The 17,649-nt window shown below is 37.4% G+C and carries 21 protein-coding genes; 7 read left to right on the forward strand and 14 right to left on the reverse strand.

Going from position 1 to position 17,649, the window contains the following annotated elements; genetic code table 11:
* Positions 1-193: 193 nt before the first annotated feature.
* The 5 genes from tsf to hisS form a co-directional block, all read right to left on the reverse strand.
* The gene (tsf, locus tag AC23ME_RS03245; RefSeq protein WP_487726311.1) at positions 194-1,039 is read right to left on the reverse strand and encodes a translation elongation factor Ts; all 846 of its coding nucleotides are present in this window, start codon (positions 1,037-1,039) and stop codon (positions 194-196) included.
* A gap of 104 nt (positions 1,040-1,143) precedes the next feature.
* The gene (rpsB, locus tag AC23ME_RS03250) at positions 1,144-1,968 is read right to left on the reverse strand and encodes a 30S ribosomal protein S2 (protein WP_308848714.1); all 825 of its coding nucleotides are present in this window, start codon (positions 1,966-1,968) and stop codon (positions 1,144-1,146) included.
* 18 nt (positions 1,969-1,986) lie between these two features.
* Positions 1,987-2,373 carry a 30S ribosomal protein S9 gene (gene rpsI, locus AC23ME_RS03255; RefSeq protein WP_308848713.1) on the reverse strand — a complete coding sequence of 129 codons (387 nt, stop codon included), beginning with the start codon at positions 2,371-2,373 and terminating at the stop codon, positions 1,987-1,989.
* A gap of 16 nt (positions 2,374-2,389) precedes the next feature.
* Positions 2,390-2,833: a 50S ribosomal protein L13 gene (rplM, locus tag AC23ME_RS03260; protein WP_487726312.1), complete on the reverse strand. Its 444-nt coding sequence runs from the start codon at positions 2,831-2,833 to the stop codon at positions 2,390-2,392.
* 409 nt (positions 2,834-3,242) lie between these two features.
* The gene (gene hisS, locus AC23ME_RS03265) at positions 3,243-4,625 is read right to left on the reverse strand and encodes a histidine--tRNA ligase (protein WP_487726313.1); all 1,383 of its coding nucleotides are present in this window, start codon (positions 4,623-4,625) and stop codon (positions 3,243-3,245) included.
* 199 nt (positions 4,626-4,824) lie between these two features.
* On the opposite strand from hisS, the gene AC23ME_RS03270 reads away from it, so the two are divergent.
* Positions 4,825-5,307: a BON domain-containing protein gene (locus AC23ME_RS03270; RefSeq protein WP_487726314.1), complete on the forward strand. Its 483-nt coding sequence runs from the start codon at positions 4,825-4,827 to the stop codon at positions 5,305-5,307.
* Between the two features lie 21 nt (positions 5,308-5,328).
* A complete protein-coding gene (locus tag AC23ME_RS03275; protein WP_487726315.1) occupies positions 5,329-5,751 on the forward strand; it encodes an SH3 domain-containing protein in 423 nt (140 codons plus the stop codon).
* A 559-nt stretch (positions 5,752-6,310) separates the two neighbouring features.
* On the opposite strand, the gene AC23ME_RS03280 is transcribed toward AC23ME_RS03275, so the two are convergent.
* From AC23ME_RS03280 to pdhA, 3 genes are all read right to left on the reverse strand, one after another.
* Positions 6,311-6,508: a hypothetical protein gene (locus tag AC23ME_RS03280; RefSeq protein ID WP_487726316.1), complete on the reverse strand. Its 198-nt coding sequence runs from the start codon at positions 6,506-6,508 to the stop codon at positions 6,311-6,313.
* 110 nt (positions 6,509-6,618) lie between these two features.
* Entirely contained in the window at positions 6,619-8,280 is a 1,662-nt protein-coding gene (locus AC23ME_RS03285) for a dihydrolipoyl dehydrogenase family protein (protein WP_487726317.1), read from the reverse strand.
* A gap of 34 nt (positions 8,281-8,314) precedes the next feature.
* Positions 8,315-9,310 (reverse strand): pyruvate dehydrogenase (acetyl-transferring) E1 component subunit alpha, encoded by a 996-nt coding sequence (pdhA, locus tag AC23ME_RS03290; protein ID WP_138722266.1) that lies wholly within the window; start codon positions 9,308-9,310, stop codon positions 8,315-8,317.
* Positions 9,311-9,765: 455 nt separating this feature from the next.
* Here pdhA and AC23ME_RS03295 point away from each other — a divergent pair, with 455 nt between their 5' ends.
* Both AC23ME_RS03295 and AC23ME_RS03300 read left to right on the forward strand, forming a co-directional pair.
* Positions 9,766-10,317, forward strand: coding sequence for a C40 family peptidase (locus tag AC23ME_RS03295; RefSeq protein WP_487726318.1), 552 nt, complete (start codon positions 9,766-9,768; stop codon positions 10,315-10,317).
* A gap of 65 nt (positions 10,318-10,382) precedes the next feature.
* The gene (locus AC23ME_RS03300; protein WP_487726319.1) at positions 10,383-11,486 is read left to right on the forward strand and encodes a CapA family protein; all 1,104 of its coding nucleotides are present in this window, start codon (positions 10,383-10,385) and stop codon (positions 11,484-11,486) included.
* Positions 11,487-11,660: 174 nt separating this feature from the next.
* Here AC23ME_RS03300 and AC23ME_RS03305 read toward each other — a convergent pair whose 3' ends face one another.
* The 3 genes from AC23ME_RS03305 to AC23ME_RS03315 all read right to left on the reverse strand — a co-directional run bounded on the left by AC23ME_RS03305 (position 11,661) and on the right by AC23ME_RS03315 (position 13,377).
* Complete coding sequence (locus AC23ME_RS03305) at positions 11,661-11,846, reverse strand: hypothetical protein (protein WP_308848702.1); 186 nt, start codon at positions 11,844-11,846, stop codon at positions 11,661-11,663.
* Between the two features lie 67 nt (positions 11,847-11,913).
* Positions 11,914-12,552 carry a hypothetical protein gene (locus AC23ME_RS03310; protein ID WP_487726320.1) on the reverse strand — a complete coding sequence of 213 codons (639 nt, stop codon included), beginning with the start codon at positions 12,550-12,552 and terminating at the stop codon, positions 11,914-11,916.
* Between the two features lie 45 nt (positions 12,553-12,597).
* A complete protein-coding gene (locus AC23ME_RS03315) occupies positions 12,598-13,377 on the reverse strand; it encodes a hypothetical protein (protein WP_487726321.1) in 780 nt (259 codons plus the stop codon).
* Between the two features lie 135 nt (positions 13,378-13,512).
* Between AC23ME_RS03315 and AC23ME_RS03320 the strand changes: the two genes are divergently transcribed.
* Positions 13,513-14,448, forward strand: coding sequence for an SPFH domain-containing protein (locus AC23ME_RS03320; RefSeq protein WP_487726322.1), 936 nt, complete (start codon positions 13,513-13,515; stop codon positions 14,446-14,448).
* Positions 14,449-14,552: 104 nt separating this feature from the next.
* Here AC23ME_RS03320 and AC23ME_RS03325 read toward each other — a convergent pair whose 3' ends face one another.
* Positions 14,553-15,053: a DUF1579 family protein gene (locus AC23ME_RS03325; protein WP_487726323.1), complete on the reverse strand. Its 501-nt coding sequence runs from the start codon at positions 15,051-15,053 to the stop codon at positions 14,553-14,555.
* A gap of 135 nt (positions 15,054-15,188) precedes the next feature.
* Between AC23ME_RS03325 and AC23ME_RS03330 the strand changes: the two genes are divergently transcribed.
* Complete coding sequence (locus AC23ME_RS03330) at positions 15,189-15,758, forward strand: thiamine pyrophosphokinase (protein ID WP_487726324.1); 570 nt, start codon at positions 15,189-15,191, stop codon at positions 15,756-15,758.
* Positions 15,759-15,812: 54 nt separating this feature from the next.
* Positions 15,813-16,307 carry an N-acetyltransferase family protein gene (locus tag AC23ME_RS03335; RefSeq protein WP_487726325.1) on the forward strand — a complete coding sequence of 165 codons (495 nt, stop codon included), beginning with the start codon at positions 15,813-15,815 and terminating at the stop codon, positions 16,305-16,307.
* Positions 16,308-16,330: 23 nt separating this feature from the next.
* Here AC23ME_RS03335 and AC23ME_RS03340 read toward each other — a convergent pair whose 3' ends face one another.
* Together AC23ME_RS03340 and AC23ME_RS03345 are read right to left on the reverse strand one after the other, a co-directional pair.
* Entirely contained in the window at positions 16,331-16,729 is a 399-nt protein-coding gene (locus tag AC23ME_RS03340; RefSeq protein ID WP_487726326.1) for a hypothetical protein, read from the reverse strand.
* Between the two features lie 485 nt (positions 16,730-17,214).
* Positions 17,215-17,478 carry a hypothetical protein gene (locus AC23ME_RS03345; RefSeq protein ID WP_487726327.1) on the reverse strand — a complete coding sequence of 88 codons (264 nt, stop codon included), beginning with the start codon at positions 17,476-17,478 and terminating at the stop codon, positions 17,215-17,217.
* Between the last annotated feature and the right edge of the window lie 171 nt (positions 17,479-17,649).

Genomic DNA, 17,649 nt, shown 5'->3' on the forward strand with positions numbered 1-17,649 from the left:
TCCCTCTAAACTGGGGATGACAAGTAGATCACAAAATGAGATTTGAACAAAAGCTGGGCGAATGCTCGTATAAAAAGGAGATTGATTTTTAATAATGCGTGAGAAGATATCTCTCCACTTGTCGATAACGAATACCCTGTAAAACAAAAAGTCCCGATAAATCGAGACTTTTTTAATATTTGAAAAGGGCTAATTAAGCACCTAATTGTACACGTTTGAAAGCCGTTACAGTTAATCCTTTAGCAGTGTTGTCTAAGAATTTACGAACGTCCATAGAACCGTCTTTAACAAACTCTTGGTTTAACAAAGTACTGTCTTTGTAGAATTTGTTCAATTTACCAGCAGCAATTTTCTCAACCATTTCTTCTGGTTTGCCTTCTTGACGAATCACGTCTTTAGCAATTTCGATTTCACGCTCAATAGTAGCTGGATCAACACCATCTTTATCAACAGCAACTGGGTTCATAGCAGCAATTTGCATTGCAACATCTTTACCAGCATCAGTAATATCTGCACCGTTAGCACCTTCAAATACTACTAAAACACCCATTTTACCGTTAGAGTGAATGTAAGAAACAATTTTCTCACCTGTAATATTTGCGTACTCTTGGATAACGATTTTCTCGCCAATTTTACCAGTTAACTCAGTGATAGTTTCAGCAACTGTACGACCATCTTCTAAAGCAATTGCTGATAATTCTTCAGCAGTAGCAGGGTTGTTAGCAACTGCCGCAGCTAAAACAGCTTGAGCTAGGTTACGGAAATCTTCAACTTTAGATACTGGTTCAGTTTCACAAGCTAAAGCAACTAATTTACCATTAGTGCCATCTGCTGAAACAGCGATTGATACAAGACCTTCAGAAGTAGCGTTACCAGAACGGGCAGCCGATACTTTTTGACCTTTTTTACGCAATAAATCAACTGCAGCTTCGAAATCGCCGTTTGCTTCGATTAATGCTTTTTTGCAATCCATCATGCCGGCACCTGTTTGTTGACGTAATTTGTTTACATCTGCCGCAGAAATTTGTACTGTAGACATCTTTAAAAATTTTATAAGTTTTTTTAAATGTTAAGAGTTGTAAGTTATCGCTTGCGGGACTAATCCCATCACACGAAACCTACAACTCAAAACTATAATTTTTATTAAGCTTCTGTGTTATCTTCTGATGAAGTTTCTGCTTCAACAGCTTCTTTCTTAGCTTTTTTAGCAGGCGCCTCAGGAGCGTCAGCAGCAGCTTTAGCAGCTACAGCTTCTTTTTCAGCTTCGTCATCTTTCTCACGCTTGCGCTCATCTAAACCTTCTTCAATAGCTTTAACAATAATGTCAGTAATCAAAGAGATTGATTTTGTAGCATCATCATTAGCTGGAATAGGGAAATCGATGTTAGAAGGATCAGAGTTCGTATCAACCATTGCAAAAGTTGGAATGTTTAATTTCAAAGCCTCAGCAACAGCGATGTGCTCTTTCTTCACGTCAATTAAGAAGATAGCCGCAGGTAAACGGTTCAAATCAGCAATACCACCTAAAAGGTTTTCTAATTTGATACGCTCACGTTGGATCATCAAACGCTCTTTCTTAGAAAGAATAGCATAAGTACCATCTTTAGTCATCTTGTCGATGTTAGCCATCTTCTTGATTGACTTACGTACAGTAGCGAAGTTAGTTAACATACCGCCTAACCAACGCTCGGTTACGAAAGGCATGTTTACTTTTTTAGCTTGTTCTGCTACAATTTCTTTAGCTTGTTTCTTAGTAGCTACAAATAAGATCTTACGACCAGATTTTACGATTTGTTTAATCGCCGAAGCAGCTTCTTCAGTTTTAGCTAAAGTTTTGTTTAAATCTATAATGTGGATACCATTACGCTCCATGAAAATGTAAGGAGCCATTTTTGGATTCCATTTGCGGGTAAGGTGGCCAAAGTGTACACCTGCATCCAATAAGTCTTGATATGTTGTTCTTGCCATTGTATTGTCTCCTTAAGATTAACGTTTACTGAATTGGAATCTCTTACGAGCTTTCGCACGTCCTGGTTTCTTACGCTCAACCATACGCATATCACGGGTTACTAAGCCCTTAGCACGTAAAGCAGATTTTTTATCAGCATCTAATTCAACAATAGCTTTAGCAATTGCTAAACGAACAGCCTCAGCTTGTCCTTTAACACCACCACCAGCTACGTTTACTTTAACATCATATTTACCAGCAACTTCCGCAACTTCGAAAGATTGGTTAACGATATATTGTAAAGGTAGGGTTGGGAAATATACTTTATAATCTTTACCGTTCACGGTAATAGCGCCGTTGCCGTCTTGTAAATAGATACGAGCAACCGCTGTTTTTCTTCTACCAGAAGTATTTGTTGTTGACATTTCTTTTCTCGTTTAATTAAAGTTTAATAGTTTTTGGCGATTGTGCCGCATGAGGATGCTCTGAACCAGCATAAACAAATAAATTAGTGTATAATTTTTTGCCTAATTTGGTTTTAGGAAGCATACCACGTACTGCTTTCTCAACAACACGTTGTGGGTGTTTTTCCAATAACTCTTTCGGAGAAATGAAGCGTTGACCACCTGGATATCCAGTGTAACGAACATAAGTCTTGTCAGCTAACTTGTTTCCGGTTAACTTAATTTTGTCTGCATTAATAACAATAACGTTATCACCGCAGTCTACGTGTGGGGTATACTCAGGCTTGTTCTTACCTCTAATAATCATTGCGATTTTAGAAGACAAGCGCCCCAAAATCTCTCCTTCAGCATCAACTACAACCCATTGTTTGTTAACGGTTTTAGCATTCGCAGAGACAGTTTTGTAACTTAACGTATTCACTTGCTTTTATTTAATTTGTTAAAAAATATATAATTCCCCAGTTTTTTAGGGACTGCAAAGATAGGGAGAAAACTTTAAATACCAAATAGTTGGAGTGAAAAAGTTTTTAGAAGGATCTGGGTTGTAAAGTAAAAGGTCTAGAGTTTAAGGTTTTTGAAAAGCAGTTGCGGTGGTTCTTTGGTTGCGCAAGCCCCGCTTTCCGTTGTAATCTTTTGCCGTGATCGTCATTGCGAGAAACGGAGCAATCTCAAGCAAAAGTATTTCCACTTCAATCGGGTTTGGAATGCAAAACCTACATCAACTTCGCCAATCTTCTAAACAAATAGTACAGTTAAGATTGATAAAGTTCAAAGATTTAGCTGCGCTTTCTTTTAGTTCTCCACTAAGGTCGAAAGGACGGAAGATGCTCCTACTTCAGCTTATCAACAATCTCCGCTGAAGTTAATTTCTGCTGCTCGCCACTTGCCATATCTTTAAGCGTAAGCTGCCCACTTTGCATTTCTTCTTCGCCAATTAAAACTACAAAAGGAATGTTTTTAGCATCCGCATAGCTCATTTGCTTTTTAAGCTTCGCTGATGCTGGATAAAGTTCACTTGCAATGTTAGCTTCTCTTAACTGTTGTAGCAACGGCAAAGCGTATAATTCTGCAGCTTCATCGAAATTGCTAATTAATACCTTTGTGCCTTGTTGTGCCGAAGTAGGGAAGAGGTTCAGTTCTTCCAAAACATCGTAAATACGATCAGCTCCGAAAGAAATACCCACGCCAGTTAAATCTTTTAAGCCGAACATGCTGGTCAAGTCATCGTAACGACCGCCGCCGCCGATGCTGCCCATAGCAACTTCGTTAGTTTTAACTTCGAAAATACAACCGGTATAGTAGTTTAAACCACGGGCTAGGGTAATATCAAGTTCGATAACAGTTGTCAGTTTTGAGTTTTGAGTTGTCAGTTTGGAAACATAGTTGAAAACAGTTTCAATTTCTTCGATGCCTTTTAAGCCAGTTTGTGAAGTTGCTAAAACAGATTTTAGACTTGCTAGTTTTTCAACGTTAGAACCTTCCAACAAAATTACTGGTTTAAGTTTTTCGATATCTGCTTCGGTAAAACCACGCTCCAAAAGCTCCTTACTTACACCATCTAAGCCAATTTTATCTAGCTTATCGATAGCAACAGTCATATCAACAATTAACTCAGGTTTGCCAATTATTTCGGCAATTCCGCTTAATATTTTGCGGTTGTTAATTTTTATATCGAAGTCTTTTAAACCTAAGTTTGTTAAGGCTTCGTGATAAATCAGTACAAACTCTGCTTCGTTTAATAGGGAAGAAGAACCAACTACATCAGCATCACATTGGTAAAACTCACGGTAACGACCTTTTTGTGGTCTATCTGCACGCCAAACCGGTTGTACTTGAAAACGCTTAAAAGGAAAAGCAATTTCACTTTGGTGCATTACTACGTAACGAGCAAAAGGTACTGTTAAATCGTAACGAAGGGCTTTTTCTGAAATTTTTGAAATAGTAGCATTTGAGTTTTTAGAAGCTAGTAATTGCTCATCAACTTTAGCTAAATAATCTCCAGAATTAAGGATTTTGAAGATCAATTTATCGCCTTCATCGCCGTATTTGCCAGTTAAGGTTTGCAGATTTTCCATACTTGGTGTTTGTATTTCTGCGTAGCCATATTTCTTGAAAACCGTTTTAATAGTATCATAAATATAGTTGCGTTTCACCATTTCTACTGGCGAAAAATCTCTTGTTCCTTTTGGTAAACTCGGCTTAGTTACTGACATAGCCGCAAAAGTACAAAAAAGATTAAAGCGTAATAGCGCAGCGCCCGCCAAGTTTCAAAAAAGCAGGTTTATTTAGCAATTAAAAATAATTAGAGCCTATGTGTTTAATCGGCTAAATGAAGATTAACGTGTACAATATTTAGGTAGATTTAATGTTAATTAAGTTTTTAAAACAATATCAATTTATCTAATTATGAAAATGAACAAGTTTTTGTTTGCAATGATGCTTTCGGCTTCTATAGCTGTGGTGAGTTGCAAACCTAAAGATGCAGACGTAAAGGCTGCCGTTGAAAAAAGTATTGCTGCTAATGCTGCACTTGCAGGCGTGGTAGTAGATGTTAAGGATGGCGTTGCCACGCTTAGCGGAGAAATAAAAAATGAGGCAGATAAGGCAGCAGCCGAAGCTTTGGTAAAAGGAATTAAAGGCGTGAAATCTGTAACGGATAATATCACCGTTGCAGCGGCAGCTACTAGTGTTCCAGTAATTAACGCGGCAGACGAAGCTATTTCTGCAGGCTTACGTGATTTAACCAAAGACCTTTCTACAGTGAAGTATGCTGTTAAGGATGGTGTAATTACTTTGACGGGAGAAATTTCGAAAGCAAAAAACGTAGCTTTTACACAAGCATACATGGCTTTGAAACCAGCAAAGGTGGAAAGAACAGGTTTAATTGTTAAATAATTGATTTTTTGAAAGAATAAAATGGCATTACAAGATAAATACAAACAATTAACTGATGCAGCCTTAGCTGCTGGAATTAACGATTTAAAGGTTGTTGAGCAAGGCGGTGTTTTACATATTGATGGTACTGCTCCAAGTGGTGCTGTAAAAGACCAACTTTGGGATATTTTTGGACATATTGACCCGAATTTTGCTACAGGCGATTTAATTTTAAACGTTAATGTATCTACCAGTGCGGCGGTAACGAAAGTACAGGTAACTACGGAAAGTTCTAATTTGAATATCCGTAAAGGTCCGGGGACAGACCAGCCAATTGTAGGTAAAGCTGCACATGGCGAAGTGATTACTTTGGTAAGTCAAAGTAGTGCACAGTGGTGGTTAGTACGTACAGATGATGGTGAAGAAGGTTATGCGTTTACGCAGTATTTAACTCCTGTAGGGTAGTTAATAATTGACATTATATGTTTAAAAAAGCTTCCGTTTTTCGGGAGCTTTTTTTATATGTAGTGTTTTTAACTTTTGAAGCATCAAAAGTTGCAAAAATGCTTGTCAATCCCTCTATGTGCCTCTTCACATACCTTAGCTCATCAAAAAAAAGGAGCGCTTCGTTTTGTTTGGAGAGTGCTTCTTGAAAATTTGTGCTAAATGAGCACAAAACCACTTCGTTTAAGGCTTGGTATTGCTGCTTTAACTGTTGTGCTATTTTTTTTGATTTTGGCTGGCACTGGGGATTGACGTTCGCTATTGGCAATGGCAGTGGACGGTTGAAAGGGGGTTTTTAGCGAGACGCTAAAGTATCATGAACAGGTTTGGGTGTACTAAACCCGATTGAAGTGGAAATACTTTTTGTTGGTGTCATCCTGAGCATAGCGAAGGATCTCCGAGTTAGAGCACCAAAGAAATAGATTCCTCGTTCCTCGGAATGACAGGTTGACTAAAACAAAAAGATTTTAACGGAAAGCGGGACTAACGTAAATAGTAGTACTAGCCCTTGCTTTTCTAATTATTTTAAGAAAATTTTATAGATATCGAAAGCTAAACAGATGATGCCAATTGCTACAAATATGTACCAATGTTTTTTGAAATAACCATTAACCATTTCTTTGGTTTCTACTTCTTTTTCGTGGGCATATTTAAAATAGAAGCCCAGCCCGATTAAGGCAATGGATGAAAGTAAACTGAAAATTAACTCTGAACTCATTGTGATGTGATATAAAAAAGGCTTCCAAATTTTGGAAGCCTTTGTATTTGTTTATCCTGCGACAAGCTTCCCGTTGCTACGGGACAGGCGAGGATGACAGTTTTTTATTACTATGCTAATAACGTAACCGGAGCTTCTAACAATTGCTTTAACGTTTGTAAGAAAGCTGCACCAGTTGCGCCGTCTACTACACGGTGGTCGCAACCTAAAGTTAATTTCATTACGTTTCCAGGAACTACGGCACCATTTTTAACTACAGGAACTGCTTGGATAGCACCTACAGATAAGATAGCTCCGTCTGGAGAGTTGATGATTGACGTAAACTCATCGATACCGAACATACCTAAGTTAGATACGGTAAAAGTTGAACCTTCCCAATCTGATGGCTGTAATTTCTTAGCTTTTGCTTTAGCACCGTACTCTTTAACCTCTGCAGAAATATGAGATAAAGATTTGCCATCAGCAAAACGCACTACAGGAACCAATAAACCATCTTCAACAGCCATAGCTACACCAATGTTAGTATGCTCGTTGAAACGGATTTTATCGCCACCCCATGATGAATTAACAGCTGGGTGTTTTTTCAATGCTACAGCAACCGCTTTAATCACGATATCGTTGAAAGACACTTTTACAGGCGCAACAGTGTTGATTTGCGTACGAGCCGCCATTGCGTTATCCATATCAATACTAATGGTTAAGTAGAAATGTGGAGCTGTAAATAAACTTTCGCCCAAACGTTTTGCAATTACTTTACGCATTTGCGAAACTGGTTTCTCAGTATATTTTTCTTCGCCAACATAAGTTGGGATTACTGGAGCAGCTGCAGCTTTTTCAGATGAAGCAGCAGGAGCCTCAGCTTTAGCAGGAGCAGCCGAAGGTTTAAAGTTCTCGATATCTTTCTTAATGATACGACCACCTTCTGCACTACCAGCAACTTGTGCTAAATCAATTCCTTTATCTTTTGCAATTTTCTTAGCCAAAGGCGATGCAATGATACGACCACCGTTCGAGTTAGAAACAACTTGCGCTTTTTCTTCTTCTTTTGGTGCATCAGCAGTTTTGCTTTCTGCTTTAGGCTCTTCCTTGCTTTCTGATTTTGCAGCAGCAGGAGCATCGCCACCAGCTAAAATTGCACTTACGTCAGTTCCTTCTGGACCAACGATAGCAATAATGCCGTTTACTTTAGCAGCTTCGCCTTTTTGTACACCAACGTGTAATAAAGTTCCAGTTGCATAACCCATAACTTCCATAGTCGCTTTATCAGTTTCTACGTCAGCTAAAATGTCGTCATCTTTAACTTTATCACCTACTTTTTTATGCCATTCAGCAATTACGCCTTCAGTCATGGTATCGCTTAACAAAGGCATACGGATTACCGTAATTCCTTTAGCAGAAAGTTCTGCCTCGCTTAAACCACCACCTTGAGCCGGAGCTGCTTCTGATTTTTCTTCTTTTTTCTCTTCTGCTTTAGGTGCTTCTGCTTTTGCAGCGCCACCAGTTTCAGCTTCTAACGCAGCTTTGTAATCTTCGCCTTCTTTACCAACCACTGCCATTACAGCATCAATTGGAACCGCTTGACCTTCTTCTACGCCAATATATAATAAAGTGCCATCCCAATATGAATCCATGTCCATAGTTGCTTTGTCTGTTTCAACTTCTGCTAAAACATCGCCACTTTTAATTTTATCGCCTACCTTTTTGTGCCACTTCGCCAAAACCCCTTCGGTCATGGTGTCGCTCATTTTAGGCATCTTAATTACTTCAGCCATCTATATATCTTTATTTGAATGCTTGTCTTAAAAATTAAACTTGTTGATAAGGATAGTTCTTGTCAACGTAGATATCGTCAAACAACTCTTCTGGTTGTGGCCAAGGAGACTCTTCAGCAAATTTCACTGACTCATCAACAATACCTTTTACCTTTTCTTCAATTTCGGTAATCCAAGCCTCATCAGCATATTTTTCTTTAAGGATAACCTCTCTTACTTGCTCAATTGGATCTTTTGCTTTGTACTCTTCCAACTCCTCTTTAGTACGATATTTAGCTGGATCTGACATTGAGTGACCTCTGTAGCGGTAAGTTCTCATTTCTAAGAAAGTTGGTCCTTCGCCAGCACGAGCACGTTGAATCGCTTCGTCCATTGCGTTGTGTACAGCAACTGGATCCATACCATCAACTGGTGCACATGGCATATCAAAACCTAAACCAATTTTGTAGATGTCCATCATGTTAGTAGTACGCTCTACCGAAGTACCCATTGCATAACCGTTGTTCTCACAAACAAAAACTACTGGAAGTTTCCACAACATTGCCATGTTGAATGACTCGTTTAAAGCTCCCTGACGAACAGCGCCATCGCCCATGTAGCAGATATTTACGTTGTTAGTACCTTTATATTTCTCTGCGAAGGCGATACCAGCACCTAGGGGCATTTGACCACCTACAATACCGTGACCACCGTAAAAATCGTGCTCTTTGCTGAAAATGTGCATTGAACCACCTTTACCTTTAGAACAGCCTGTTACTTTACCGTACATTTCGGCCATGATGCTATTCGCACTCATTCCTAAAGCTAAACCATGAGCGTGATCTCTATATGAAGTAATCATTGAATCGCCTTTTTGCATTGCTGAGATAGCGCCCGCAACTACGGCCTCTTGACCAATGTATAAATGGCAAAAACCTCTGATTTTTTGTTGACCGTAAAGTTGACCAGTTTTTTCTTCGAACTTGCGCATCAGCAACATCGATTCAAACCACTTCAAATAGGTATCTTTATTAATTTCTACTGCACTCATGTTTTGATGATAAATTTTTATTTACGAGAGCAAATCTAATTTATTTTCTTGGATTTTTGTATATCTACTAATGTAAAAACATCATGAAGCACTAATTAAACTTGCTGTTGTACTGCTTTTTATACCGTTTTTAAAAATGGTAAATTTTACGCTATTCGTTTTGTGTTGATTTGCAAAAACTCAAAGGCTTTCAAAACAGAAATTTAATTTTGTGTTAAATTGTTTTAGCCTAATTTTTAACTTCGATGCTTGCACGAATATTTTTAATCGTAAAAATGTTAAAAAAATGGAATGTTAACGGTGGGCTGAATACGCAAAATGTTAATAACTTAAAATTTTTAACATTTTAAGTTTGGATAAAACAATGTGAAGCTTTAATTTTGTGGCGCTAACAATAAGCCCCCGTGGTTGACCGTTAAGTGTAAGTGTTGTTTACCCAAACTTAATTGTATAACATGATTAAAAAGTTTTTGTTTTCTACGTTAATCGTTCTCTCAGCTTTTTCGGTAACATTTGCCCAGAGCAAAACCAAAGAAGCTGCTAAAGTAGAAGATCCAGACAATTTAGCTTCGCAATATTTCTCGCAAGTAATGGGTGTTGCAGTAGATGCAACTTCAAACCTAAAATTATATAAGTTTATTTACGAATGGATTGGTACTCCTTACCGTTTTGGTGGCAACACAAAAAGAGGTATTGATTGCTCTGCATTTACGAAAGCCATTTACGATAAAGTTTTTAACACAAATATTCTCCGTAACTCTCGTGATATTTTTAGCATGGTAAATCCATTGTCTAAAGATGAGCTAAAAGAAGGCGATTTGGTTTTCTTCAAAATTAAAAGCCGCAGTATTTCTCACGTTGGTGTTTATTTAGGTGAAAATCGTTTTGCACACGCATCTAGCTCTAGAGGTGTTGTAATTAGTAACTTGAACGAGCCATACTATAACCGCTATTTTTATAAAGGTGGTAGAATTATTGAGCCAGGTGAAGGCGGAATTGTAGAATAATCGGAATTGCGATTTTAAGATATTAAATTTATCCTCTCCATTTTGGGGAGGATTTTTTTTGGAATATGATGAAGAAAATTTTTGGATTGCTTGTTGGAGTAGTGGTAATGTATTTGATGTTGAGCTGTCAGAACAAACCAATTGAAAGTAAGCAAGTAACTAAAGCCGATACACCAACGGTTAGAAAACTGAAAGATACCATTAGTGTTGTTGCCGTAGGCGATATCATGCTAGGCTCTGCTTTTCCAAGCAAATTGAACTTGCCACCAGATGATGCGATAGACAGTTTCAAGGAAGTAGATACTTTTTTAAAAGGTGATGTTGTATTTGGCAATCTAGAAGGATGTTTTCTAAATTCGGGAAACTCTTCAAAGTGCAAAGGCATTAATCCAAACAATTGCTATGCCTTCCGAATGCCAGATCGCTACGCTGGTATATTTAAGAAAGCTGGATTTAATGTGCTAAGTGTAGCCAATAACCACGTTGGCGATTTCAACAATCGTGGTCGAAAAAACACAGCTAAGATTTTAGATTCCTTGCAAATCAGCTATGCTGGACAGTTGGACAAACCTTTTGATTTATTTGCGATAGACAGTGTAAAATATGCTTTTGTAGCTTTTGCGCCCAACGAGAACACCGTTGATATTAGGAAAATTGACAGCGCTAAATTATTGGTTAAGAAATTAAAAGAACAGGCGGATATTGTAATTGTATCTTTTCATGGTGGCGGCGAAGGGGCAAGGTTTGAGCATGTAACTCGTAAAACTGAAATCTTCTACAAAGAAAATCGTGGTAATGTCTACGCTTTTTCTCATGGAGTGATAGATGCTGGTGCTGATGTGGTTTTAGGACACGGGCCGCATGTAACTAGAGCAGTTGAAGTTTACAAGAACAAATTTATAGCCTACAGTTTAGGTAATTTCTGCACTTACGGCATGTTCAGTTTGAAAGGACCTAATGGCATTGCTCCGCTACTTCAAATCAAATTAAATTCCAAAGGCGATTTTCTTTATGCAGATGTTGTTTCTGTAAAACAGGATAAAATTAATAGATTAACTGTAGACAAAACTCAGGCTGCGTTCCAAAAAATCAAATCATTAACCGATGTTGATTTTAAAGGTCATGGGTTAAAATTTGAGAACAATAGAATATCCTTAAATGAAGAATAAATTAGCCATACATTACATAATTGCTATAGCAGCTTTTACGATAGTTATTGGAGCTGCATATAAGCTATATCAAGATCAAACACAGTTTAGGTCCTTATTGCTCATTATTGTAGCTTGTTTAATTGTGGGTTTTGGGCAAATTTTCATTATCCGACAGAAGAAGAGATCTGGCTCTTAAGCTACATCTTTGGTGTTCTTCACTAATCCAATTCCCGACATAAAGAAAATCAACCCGATGATACCGACTACAATGAGTTCTCGGTTGCCTACGTTATGATTTACAAAACCCCAACCTGCGTAGATTAAACCTATAATACCTAGTATGGTTAATATGGTTCCAAAAGTCCGTTTTACATTCATGATTATTAATTAATTCAACTAATAACACGTTAGGTAAAATTTTGTTTCGAACGCCACCTGCCCAATTTTAAGATGGGTTCAAAATATCATCTAAAACCCTAGTTCCGAACGGGAAATTTCCAAATTCACTAATGATTAACTTCTTTTTTCCGTAAGGTTTAATGCTTTGGTAAGGCGCATACACTGACGGGGTGTTGGCGAGTTGAGTTTTACCTTCGTGATATATAGGTGGTGTAATCCAAGCCTCATTAGGATAAATTGCTTTTTTGTAGCCAAATAACCCCCAAGTTTTTATTTGCAATGCATTATCTGCGAGTAGTGTGATGGTGAGCACGTATCTGTTATGTAGAAAATAACAAATGGATAAGAACATTAGGCTAGAAAATATTGTCATTCCAATTTGAAATAACCTACCTTTTAAAACTGAGCCGAACTCGCTAATCAATTCTTGATTGTTCATTAGACTAAGCATATAAACAGTAAATATGATTATTGAAAAGCAGAGGATACTAACTCCCCAGATTTTAAGCAAATCCTGTTCCGCATTAAAAATAATATCTCCTGGCTTAACACTAAGCGCTTTTCTATGTAGCGTCCAAATTTCGTCTTTCAGCTCTTTTTGTGCTACTTTTTCCTGTTGCTTTTTACGTTGTAAATATTGCCGGTGTTCTTCTTTACTCCGCTTTTTCGAAGAATTGTCTTTCATAAAGGTAAAATGTGCGATGTTGAAATTTTGGCATGAGGTTTTCTGCTATTTCATCCAACTTTGTTTGCAGTTTGTACAATATTCGTATAGGTAAACGGTTGTTGCTTCTTGCGGCTTAATTTCAGTTCGTTTACTCAGCAGTTGATTACTTCCGTACTCCAACAGTTCTTCGTAAACCAGCTCTCCACGAGCAAAGCCTGTAATTTTTACGATTTGGCCTTTGCTATTGTACTGCCAGTTGGTAACAAATTGTTTTTCCTTCTCTTGCGAGTAATGTGTTTCTTGCGCTAGTTGCCCTTTAGTGTTGTAAGTATAATCGTACCAGCCACGAGGCACATCAATCGGTTTACCATTTTCATCGGGCACTCTTACTTTAATGTTGGCTTTTATCACTTTTCCAAGCTTGTTGTAAACGTAGGTATAAGTGCTGGGGTCTATTTCTATAATCGATTTTTTAAGCAATCTGCCATTGTCGTTGTAAGTGTAACTCACTTTGTAATTTTCTTCACTTAGGTGATTGTTCACGTTTTCAAGACTTAATCTTTTATTAGCATATTTATAACTGGTTTCTGCAATCGTAACGCTATCGCCAGTAGCATTTATGCCTTTTTCGTATAGTGCTACAGGTAGTCCTTGAGCTCCGTATTCGAGTACCCTATTTAGTGTTTTTCCGTTAAAGGCGATCATATATTCGTGACATATTTTTGCTTGAGCTGTAGTATTTCTGACATAATCTGCCTTTGTAGGCGGAAATGGGTAATGATAAAACTGTGCATTAGCAATTAAACACGAAAAAGTTAAAACATAGGTGAGGAGATATTTCATAAGTTAAGTTTATATAAAAATAAATATAAGTATTGGCAGATAGCTCCGTGGATTTGGGTATTTTTAGAAACAAAAGCTCTATTTATCCTAATGCTGATTATTTTTTAGTATCATTGGGTATCAAACTCAAATGATATGGATTACATTGGCTACGGCGTATTGGCATTTGCGCTAATTATTCTTTTCAGTTCTTTCGTAACTGTTAAACAAGGTACAATTGCAGTGATCACAATTTTTGGCAAGTACCAAAGGTTATTACGCCCGGGGCTAAGCTTAAAAATTCCATTAATTGAGGTAATTCACTCTAGAATTTCTATTCAAAATCGTTCGGTCGAGCTTTCTTTTCAAGCGGTAACACAAGATCAGGCTAATGTGTATTTTAAGGCAATGTTGCTTTATTCCGTACTTAACCACGATGAGGAAACCATCAAGAACGTAGCCTTCAAATTCGTAGATTCGAATAACTTGATGCAGGCGTTAATTCGTACGATCGAAGGTTCAATTCGTGCTTATGTAGCTACTCAAAAGCAAGCAAATGTATTGGCGCAACGTAATGAAATTGTTGAACACGTAAAACATCAAATAGATCAGGTATTAGAGAGTTGGGGATACCACTTACAAGATTTGCAGTTAAATGACATCACTTTTGATGAAGAGATTATGCGCTCGATGAGTAGGGTAGTGGCTTCTAATAACTTAAAAGCTGCTGCAGAAAACGAAGGTCAGGCCTTGTTAATTACCAAAACTAAAGGCGCAGAAGCTGATGGTAATGCCATTAAAATTGCTGCTACTGCAGAACGTGAAGCCGCACAACTACGTGGACAGGGTATTGCCCTATTTAGAGAGGAAGTAGCAAAAGGTATGACCAATGCTGCTCATGAAATGCAGCAAGCCAATTTAGATACTTCTGTAATTCTATTCACCATGTGGACAGAAGCCATTAAACAATTTGCGGAATACAGCGAAGGCAATGTGATTTTCTTAGACGGTAGCACCGATGGAATGAACAACACCATGAAGCAAATGATGGCGATGCAAATGGCGCAGAAAAACTCTGTAGAGAAGAAATAGTAAAAATTTGGTTAACTGGTTAATTATTTAAATTGGTTAATTGTTTAAACTGGTTAATCGGTTAACTGATTACTGCAAACTGAGAACTGCCAACTGCAAACTGACTACAGATCTATCCTCAAGTTAATCGTTTCAATTGCTTTAGCTTCTTCGCCAGTTGGCGATATATTGTAAGCACGTAGAATAAACTGATCCGAATTAAGGATTTCCAGTTCTGTGCGCCAACCCCAAGGTTCGGGCATTTCGCTATTGCTATATTGTCCGGTTACCGAAAAACCTTTGCTGGTTTCATGTCCTTCAGAGAACATGATGCCGGTACCCATGTGAAAGCTATCTATCCAACTGCAAACGCATTTTCCATTGCCTAAATCGAAGCCCCAAACCATTAAGCCTTCATGAGATTTCCCGTTAATTATACCCCTATATTCGTAGCGGATAAAGCGTTTATTAAGCAGGGCAATGATTTTACTGCTGGTTGGTGATTCATCTGCCAGTACATCTTTCTCAAACCATGTACGTGTACGACCATCCCAATTGCCAACTAAACTAAGCAGGCGCAAATGTGGGCCGCTTTCCTTTGATAAATCGAATTTACTCTTGCTCATTAATCTAAGATATAAATTAATTGTTCGATTGTGAAATTGTGGTAATAGGTTAATCGTTTGAACTGTTTAATCGGTTAACTGTAAATTGCTAACTGAACTTTTTACTTTTCACTTTTTACCTTTAACTTAGAAGCCATGTCGTCACATCATATTGTAAAAGAGAAGCAGGAGCCAGCTTTATATATCCACGAATTTGGAGATTTTAACGAAGAATATTTGGGTCAGCTTTTAGAATGGAGCCCTACTTTAATTGTACTTGCTAGTCAGTATGAAAAGGTGGTTTCTTTAGATGTTAAGGTCGATATTGTCATTGGTAATCTCGAAGCAGGCGTAGAACTTCAAGAGAATATCCGGATGATACCGATGCAAAAAGATGGTATAGCTGATGCGATGGAGTTTTTGGTGAAAGAGAAATATCCAGCGGTAAATGTAATTAGTAAAATCAACAGCTTTGATGATTTGACCTGTTATTTGCCAGATATCAACTTGGTGCTCTTTACAGATGAGGCTAAGCATTATGCTATTAAAGACGGTTTTAGTGTTTGGAAACCTGCAGGCACGGTATTCTTAATTGATATCATCGCTTATTTTGAAGCAGACAATTTGATGCAGCAAGATGAACGTGAATTTGTAGTAGTAGAAGATGGTTTGGTGTCGTTCCGTTTTCAAGCACCGTATCTGTTTATTGGAGAAGTTTTGGGTTAATTGTTTGAACTGGTTAATCGGTTAACTGAAAACTGGCAACTGAAAATTATAAAGATGATTTACCTAAGAAAAGCTAACGAAGAAGATTTACCGATTATTAGAGCAATAGCCGAGCAAACTTGGCCAACTGCCTATGGCGATATTATTTCGCAGGAGCAGATTACGTTCATGCTGGAAAAGATGTACAACAAAGGCGAATTGCTTGGTCAAATGTTACAAGGACATCATTTCATTATTGCATCTGAACTAAATGAAGATGTGGGTTTTGCTGGATTTTCCGCCGTTAATTTAGAGACCAAAACTTTCAAGCTACATAAATTATATGTGCTGCCAAAAATGCACGGTAAGGGTGTGGGTAAAATCTTGATGAACGAAGTAGTAAGCCTCGTAAAATCGCAAGGTGGTGAGTTTTTACAGCTTAACGTAAATAGGAATAATAAAGCCAAAGATTTCTACGAAAAAGCTGGCTTCAAAATTAAAGAAACCGTTGACCTAGATATTGGCAACGGTTTCTATATGAATGATTATGTGATGGAGAAGGAGCTTTAGGAATTGTTTATTCTAAATTTTTCTTATTCAATTTTTGTGATTTTAGTAAGTTCTATATTTGTAGAGAAAGCGTCCACAGTTTCGGGTAATACTTCTATTCTGCCACTAAAACTAACTTTCATACTTTCTCCTATTTTAAGAGATGGGTATTTCGTTGTTGGGAAATTACATACCCTTAACGGAAGATAGGTCTGACTTAAATTATGGTCTACTATAAAATAACCGTCAGTATGTATATTTAAACTACTAAGCTTGTCAGTGTAAATTAAGCTAGCGAGTTTGTCTTCTACAGTTAAAATTTCTTTAGCTGTTAAATTACATTTTTGTAATTCAGTAGTTTCTTCAGTTTTTTGACAGCTTTGAGTAACTCCAAGAGTGGATAATAACAGAAGAATTAAAGGTTTTAAAATAAAGTTTTTCATAATTATTAATTTGAATGTTGAATTAAGTTCCGAATGTTGGCGAACATCTTGAGGTATTCATATTTAGTGCAATTATCTATAATTGGAATTTCCAGATATTTGGGAGGGTTGCGGAGCGGAAACGAGAGGATAGAGCTTTAAGTTGTGTAATCTAAATTAAGTAAAGGTTTTTAAAAATCAAGCAGTTATGGCTTTTTTGAGTGCGATTTCTCAAAAGACTACCTCCAAAGCAAAAGAAACCGTTGACCTTGATATTGCCCCCCCTCTGGTTTAAGTGTTCTGAAAGACCACTTAAACCTTTCTTGAAACCGAGGTCTCCAGACCGAAATGTCTTTCTGTATTATTTTTCAAAGTAGAGCAATTTCAACACCTCTATTTTATGGCTTCACTTGTGTTGTATTTCCAGACTAAGTCTTCGGTTTTTATTTTGGATTTAAGTGACCGCTGAAAAGCGAACACTTAAGCCAGTTGGGGTAAATTAAAATTTATTTCTGTAGATGAATTTGAAAACCGATGCTCACTTGCATTCCATTTTGTTTTGAAACAGTATTATTTTCGCTAAATCTTATTGTTTCTTTGGTGCTGTAATAACCTACCAAAAACTCTAAACCTACACTGCTGTTAAAATAAATAACTGATCCTGCGGCTACGTTAAAGGTGTTGCTATTGCCTTTATTAGGTTTAAACCAAAAAGAGCCATATTGGTAGCTTAATTCGGAAAGGATATTATACTGCTTATCTTTTTCCAAAAAATATAACCTGGCAAATGGACCTAATAAAAACCTATTTTCATTAGCAAATATACCCTGACTTTGCCGTTCTTTTCTCTTTGTATAACTGGATTTAATACCTAGGGCAAATTTATCCGCAAGAAAGTACCCAACATTTGGTGAAACACTAATATTAAGCCGATCAGCAGA

It is taken from the genome of Pedobacter sp. T50_32 (genome assembly GCF_057652195.1).